This window comes from Bacillus sp. GMs2/2, from assembly GCF_050172095.1.
Taxonomy (GTDB): domain Bacteria; phylum Bacillota; class Bacilli; order Bacillales; family Bacillaceae_G; genus Bacillus_A; species Bacillus_A cereus.
In genome coordinates this window covers 1-7025 of sequence record NZ_JBNLYE010000213.1, presented here as the reverse complement: position 1 = coordinate 7025, position 7025 = coordinate 1, and the positions used below count along the sequence as shown (strand labels likewise).

The window sequence follows — 7025 nt, the reverse complement described above, 5'->3', positions numbered from 1 at the left end:
CATAACTTTAATATTGCCTTTGTTTCTTTGTGATCAGAATCCCCCATTAAAACCAACCCTATCCTTTATTTTCAAATATTTTGATTTTAATTCCAATAATAAGAAGATTATACCATTTACAAGTTTAATAGTCTATTTTTTCTAAAAATTAAATAAACATATCCCCTCAATATTCAGATAAACATAATAACTTTTTTCGTTTCATCTTCAAAGTCAATAATGGGTCCTGTTAGAACCGCTACATTACCAATCGATTAGATCCCGTGACCAATAAAATCCATCTTAAATTCTTCCCACTTTAATTTATGTAATGATATAATAACACTAAATTTTCAACACGTGCTTAATAGATTGGGGACTTATAATGGATAAGCCTCTCACTGCATTACAAACTATTATTATACATATGAATACAAATGAGCATTGGCATGATTTTATTTGTTACTGTCAGCATCGCCAAGCGGGACTTCGAAAATTAGCTTTTAAACATTTAGGGACATTTATTACAAATGCAAAAAAATAGGAATCAAAAGTTCAAGAAGAGTTTGCCATTTCGCTGTTTACTATTTTAGATGCATTAAACGAAAAAGATGAGGTCTTAACTTTCTCACTAAATAGTTTTCTAATTGACATTCTATATAGATGGACAGAAAACAACCCATTTGATTCAAGACCTTTTAGATGGATAGGAATTTATATGGACTCTAGCAATAAAGAAGACGATTTAGAAAAATCCCTTCGAAAAGCGATTGAATTAGGTGGTGATACCGAACAAGAAGCCATGATATACCTAGTTTCTAATTACATCAATACTTTAGAATTTGGTACACATGAATTCCCTTCAGGTTATTGCGGAGATTTAAGCGAATGCATAGAAAAACTTCCCTATATGCTTCAATTAATTGATAGAATTCAGAATAAGAACATAAAGGAGCAAAACATTGGGCAAATACAAGAACGACTACACCTTATTCTAGATTGGTTAAAACATATACAAACTCCAGTAGATGCTGTTCGTACATGGAAAAAAGAACAAACTAAGGCATTAGAAAAGGTCATTGTATATTATTTACACAACAGCTTAAGTCGTTAATTCATCTACCATTTCAATATAAAAAAGAGGATTTTCATACAGTACTAGAAAATCCTCTTTTTATATTTATCCCACATTAGCTTGCAGTAAAACTCCCCACTGATTATAGTTTCACTTTATTTTAATCCTTTAATTAAAGGTGACGCTTCCCCACTATGGAAAATCCATAAGTCATGAAGTGATCTCGTACATCCGACATATAGTAACTTTGCATCATGTTTTGTGTTTTTGTAATGTTCCTCATCCACATCAATTAAAAGCACCGCATCAAATTCTAAACCTTTCGCTAAATAGACAGGTACTACTGATATACCACCTTCATATTTACTTTGGTTTGCTTCAATTACGTTTACCGTTAATCCTGCATTTGTTAATTTCACATATATATCACGGCATTCATCTTCTGTTCTTCCGATTACTGCAATTGTTTTCACATCTGCATTTTGCAAATGTTTTACCGTCTTCACAATTTCAGTAAATTGATTTTCGGCATGAATTACTTTCACATCTTCTCCACTGCGGAAGACTGGTGTTGCGAGTCCTACTGGGATTTCTGCATTTTTAATTATTTCATTTGCAAATTCAATAATTTCTTTTGTAGAACGATAACTTCTTGTCAATTCATAATAACCGGTTTCTTGGAATACTTCCTTAAAAGCATTCCAATCTTCAATTCCTTGGTAATCATAAATCGCTTGCGATAAATCACCTAATATAGTGAAAGAATTACCTAATGTAATTTCTTTTAATGCATAAATTTGGAAAGGCGAAAAATCTTGCGCTTCATCAATAACAACGTGATGAAACTTCTGCCCGATTTCAATCCCTGTTATACGATGATGTATGTATATTAAAGCTGGTAAATCTTCTACATACACTTCTTTTTTACGACAACTCTTTTCTGTTTCTTTAACAAGTTCTTCAGGTAATACCTCAAGTATTTCTTTACTTTTTACTATTGAACTATACAGTGAAAGAGCACTCATTTTCGGCCAAAACTTCATATATGCGTTGAGTCTCTTAGTCGCTTCTTTTTTAAGTAATTTTTTCTCGTTTGTTTCCCCGAATTTTTTAAGTTCAATTTCAATCCAGCGCTTCATTCGTCCTACTAATCGTTCTCTTCTTTTCTGTAAAGGATAATGTTTATATTCAACTTGCATCCATTTTTTAATATCTTCTACTGGAATAATCGCTCTATCCCACGCCTCAAAATCTTTTGTCGGAACTAACTCATTTTCAAATTGGATCATTCTCTCTTCAATAAACGTCTTAAATTCCAACGTACCCTTTAATTTACCTAGCATTACCTTCTTTTCATCACGATTAATTGAAAATGCTTCTTTCAATTTTTCTTCTGTCTGCTTTAGTTTCACTGAATCATCTAACGTACGTAATGCCCAATCCGGAAACGTTGTTTGACTAATATTCCCTACACCTAATTCAGGAAGTACACTCGAAATATAGTCTAAAAACAGACTATTCGGCGCAAATACGATCATTCTTTCTGCTTCTAATTGTTCACGATATTCATAAATTAAAAAAGCAAGGCGATGTAAAGCAATTGTTGTCTTTCCGCTCCCTGCAACCCCTTGAATAAGTAATGGTAAATTTCTTTCCGCTCGAATAATATCATTTTGTTCCGATTGAATTGTTGAAACAATATCCTTTAGCTTATTATCTTTATTCTCACCTAATCGATATAGAAGAAAATCATCGGCATGGGATACATCTTCATTTCCTTTTACATATGTATCAACAACACGTTCAAGTTCTCTTTTTCGAATGGAAATGTTTCGTTTTAAATACACATCACCTTCTACTAACCCATCTGGTGATTGATAAAATGCTAATTCTTCTCCACCGGTAAATGAATAAAACATACTTGCGACAGGCGCTCGCCAATCAATAATGATTGGCTTCATCGTGTCCATATCCGAAACCCCTACTTTTCCGATATAAATCGGCATAACTTCTTCTTTTCCATCTTCCTGAAAATCTAACCTTCCAAAGTACGGCTCTTGCACACCAATACGTAAGTTTTGTCTATTAGACTCCCTCATACTTTCAAGAATTTGCTCTTTAAAATCTTCTCCATAATAAACCGGGGTTTTTTCAAGCTTATCCAATTGCTCATCCATCGTATGTAAAGTATCCTTCATTTTTTGTAACTCATCTTCAAATATGTTGCTCATTTCGACGATTCCCTCCTGTCCGTTCTAATTTTTCAGTCGAAGTATCATTGTATTAAAAACCCAATCATAAAGTCAATAGTTTCCATTTAAATTTTCCGAAAAAACTTACTTTTCATCTTTCTAATTTAAAAAGAATATGCAACATCTAAATCACACAAATACACATATAGTATAGTGATGCATACAAAAGATACTACTTTCTATTTGTCTCCTATTTAATTTATCTATTAAAAAACATTGTAAAAATGAAAGACTTTAATCAATGGGCGTTTTACTGCCCACAAATAGTAGGAGAAATAAAAGTAAAGGAGGCTCTTCAAATGAATGTCGCGAAAAAGAAACCGTTAAAGTTATATTTACTTATTTTTGTATTCACTGTTTTGGCCAGTGGGTGGATTGGGGTATTCCTAGATTCTCTTCTAACAAATCAACCTGAAGGAAACACTTTAGGTATGGGATTATGGCTAATATTACCTTTCCTCGTAAGCATTTCACTTAGAGTTATTAGCCGAGATTGGAATGATTTTGGCATCAAGCCAAATTTGAAAGGAAATTTTATATGGTATTTCACTGCACTACTTATTTATCCATTTGTTACAGTAATAACGATAAGCATATCACTCATTTTTGGAATAGCTCATATTTCTAGTTTTGATATATCCACGTTATTGTCACTCATAGTCATGTCTACTATTGGTAACTTTATTAAAAACATTTTTGAAGAGTTTTCTTGGCGGGGTTATTTAACTCCAAAGTTGATTGAACTAAATCTAAACGATTGGTACATTTATATTATTTCTGGTTTCATTTGGGCACTTTGGCATGCTGCTTACTATCTAGTCTTTTTACCAAATGAGTATTTTGAATCTATCTCAAGATTAAATATGCTTCTATCTGGCTGTATCCTTATGGTTTGTTGGTCAATTATGTATGTTGAAATATATAGACTTACAAAATCCGTCTGGCCATGTGTTATCATGCATGCAATCGAGGATGCTGTTCCTACTGTTTTAGTTACAATAACAGGGATTATTACTCTTACAAACAGTAGTGATTTTTGGTTAAATCCTATTAGCGGGGTCGCTGCTACTGTTTTATTTCTCGGAATTGGAATCGTACTAAGAACTATAAGAATAAAAAGAGAACGACAATTATTCACACAATAAAAAGCAGATAATGAATTCGTCATTATCTGCTTTCCAATTTTTAAAACTACCTTATTATATTTTTTGATACATAAGCCAGTCACCAGAGTCTATCACTTTCTTTAACATCTTTTTATCCTGAGCGATATACACATATGCCTCAATTTCCCTATCAGCAACATATACTGTTTGCGTGATTCGATTATATAAATCAGTCTCCGCATTGCCTGTATATTCTTCTAGTTCATCTAACTTACACAATATCTCATCATTTACTACATAAATTTCTCCATACACCTGTTCTTCAATCGAATAAGTCATGGCTGGATATCCTTCGTTCGTATCAAATAATTTTCCATATGTCCAAGCTCTGTCTGCGATGCATGTTGCACCTAGCATATAATGAGCATTCGTTTGTCCTCTTCTTAACGTTCCATAAACGAAAACATGATACATAAATTCTTATCCCCTTTATATGCCTCTACTTTCTTATTTGTAAATAAGCACGAATCATAAAGTAACTCACTTCATTCGGAAGCTGTTCTTTAATAGATTTCAGACCACCATCTGCATTTTGAACGGCAGTTTCAATAAGAGATTCATACTCTGCTGAAACAAAGCTTTGCCAATCTACTTCCATTCCATCCTCATAGCAGCGAATTAAATGGTTTTCGATTGTTTGTCTTGATAAGTTACGTTCTTTTGCAATCTCATTCAAATCAATATCTTGTTTATACATTTCATACGTTTCTAAATGAGAATTTGCGGACGCTTTTCCTGACTTTTTACGCTCTGAAACTACTTCTGTCTTAATCGTTTCAGCATAATTTGGATTTTCCTCAATAAAATGCTGAACTGCTTGTAAGAAGTGCGAGCCGTATTTCACAAGTTTGTGTTCTCCGATACCTTTTACCGTCAACAATTCTGAATCACTTTGCGGCATTTTTACACACATATCTTTTAATGTTTGGTCAGAGAAAATAACGAACGGAGGTACACCTTCTCCTTGTGCAATTTCTTTACGTACTTCACGAAGCACTTCAAATAAAGGATGGTCTTGAACAATTTGTCTTGTCTCTACTCGTTCTTTTCGTAAAACCTTCTCTTTACCAAGTAATACTTCTTTCCCTTTTTCAGTTACTTTTAACGTCGGATAAGTGCCATGTTCAACTGCAATTAACTCGTCTGAAATTAAAAACTCAATAAACTCACTGACCTCTTTTACACTACGGTTCGATAAAAGCCCATACGTTGGTAAAGTATGAAAATTAAATTCAATAACTTTCTTATTTTTCGACCCAGTTAATACTTGCGCTATCATTTGCTTTCCAAAGCGTTGGTTCGTTCTAATCATGCATGATAAAACCATTTGTGATTCCCTTGTCACATCGATGCTCTCGCGATTGTCTGTACAATTACCACAGCGTCCACAATCTTCTTTCGGTTCTTCTCCAAAGTATTGCAAAATGAATGATTGTAAACATTGTTCTGTATGACAGTAATCGGTCATATTTTGCAATTTTTCAAGTTCATTTGAAAAACGTGATTCTCCAGTTGATTGATCAATTAAAAAACGCTGTACTTGTACATCTTGAGAAGAATATAACAATATACATGTACTATCTAATCCGTCACGACCAGCACGTCCTGCTTCTTGATAGTAACTTTCCATATTTTTTGGAAGCTGATAATGAATTACGTAACGAATATTCGATTTATCAATACCCATCCCGAATGCAGATGTTGCTACCATTACACTTACTTCATCTCGTAAAAAGAGTTCTTGTTGCTCATTTCGATCAATATCACTCATACCAGCATGATATTTTGATACAGAAACACCTGCCTTCATCAAATCTTCATATAATTGATCGACTACTTTTCTAGTAGCTGCATATATAATCCCAGATTCCTTTTGATTTTGACGAATATAATCCGCCAAATATGCATTTCGATCTTGCCCTTTAATGACAGAAAACGATAAGTTCTCACGCTCAAACGTTGTCATAATGGTATTTTTTTGATTAATTTCAAGTGTATTACAAATATCATCACGTACTTGCGGTGTTGCTGTTGCTGTTAATGCTAATATGAGCGGCTTTTCTGGAAGATAATCTAATATGCGATGTATATGTAAATAACTTGGACGGAAATCATGTCCCCACTGTGAAATACAGTGTGCTTCATCAATCGCAATCATAGGGATTTTCATATCGATAAGTTGGTCAACAAACTCCATCGAATCAAGACGCTCAGGCGCCACATAAAGTAACTTGTAATGTCCTTGTTTCGCTAATTGAATTCGCTGATTTGCTTCTGCAATAGATATAGAACTATTAATATATGTAGCTGAAATGCCATTCTGTACCAATGTATCTACTTGATCCTTCATAAGTGATATTAAAGGTGATATAACCAACGTCGTTCCTTCAAATACTAATGCCGGAATTTGATAACAAATCGACTTACCGCCACCCGTTGGCATAATACAAACCGTATCTTTCCCATCTAGTACATTTTTAATTGTTTCATCTTGTCCTCTTCGAAACGAAGAATAACCAAAGTAGGACGCTAAAAGTTCTTGTGCTTTAGTAA

Annotated in this window: 4 protein-coding genes and 1 pseudogene; 2 read left to right on the top strand and 3 right to left on the bottom strand. The window is 33.6% G+C overall.

What is annotated here, in order from left to right; all coding sequences use genetic code 11:
* Nucleotides 1-364: 364 nt before the first annotated feature.
* Nucleotides 365-1093, top strand: a pseudogene (locus tag ACQGS6_RS20245) (hypothetical protein).
* 116 nt (nucleotides 1094-1209) lie between these two features.
* Here ACQGS6_RS20245 and ACQGS6_RS20240 read toward each other — a convergent pair.
* The gene (locus ACQGS6_RS20240) at nucleotides 1210-3285 is read right to left on the bottom strand and encodes a HelD family protein (RefSeq protein WP_025966124.1); all 2076 of its coding nucleotides are present in this window, start codon (nucleotides 3283-3285) and stop codon (nucleotides 1210-1212) included.
* Between the two features lie 320 nt (nucleotides 3286-3605).
* Between ACQGS6_RS20240 and ACQGS6_RS20235 the strand changes: the two genes are divergently transcribed.
* Nucleotides 3606-4451, top strand: coding sequence for a CPBP family glutamic-type intramembrane protease (locus ACQGS6_RS20235; protein ID WP_001099765.1), 846 nt, complete (start codon nucleotides 3606-3608; stop codon nucleotides 4449-4451).
* Between the two features lie 54 nt (nucleotides 4452-4505).
* Here ACQGS6_RS20235 and ACQGS6_RS20230 read toward each other — a convergent pair whose 3' ends face one another.
* Both ACQGS6_RS20230 and recQ read right to left on the bottom strand, forming a co-directional pair.
* Complete coding sequence (locus ACQGS6_RS20230; RefSeq protein ID WP_000274905.1) at nucleotides 4506-4886, bottom strand: gamma-glutamylcyclotransferase family protein; 381 nt, start codon at nucleotides 4884-4886, stop codon at nucleotides 4506-4508.
* Nucleotides 4887-4911: 25 nt separating this feature from the next.
* The coding region (gene recQ / locus ACQGS6_RS20225) for a DNA helicase RecQ (RefSeq protein WP_426965488.1) at nucleotides 4912-7025 on the bottom strand (2114 nt) is incomplete at its 5' end.

Bases quoted from the DNA above. Each gene is read 5' to 3' on its own strand.
- ACQGS6_RS20240 (WP_025966124.1), bottom strand. From the start codon at position 3,285: ATGAGCAACATATTTGAAGATGAGTTACAAAAAATGAAGGATACTTTA.
- ACQGS6_RS20235 (WP_001099765.1), top strand. From the start codon at position 3,606: ATGAATGTCGCGAAAAAGAAACCGTTAAAGTTATATTTACTTATTTTT.
- ACQGS6_RS20230 (WP_000274905.1), bottom strand. From the start codon at position 4,886: ATGTATCATGTTTTCGTTTATGGAACGTTAAGAAGAGGACAAACGAAT.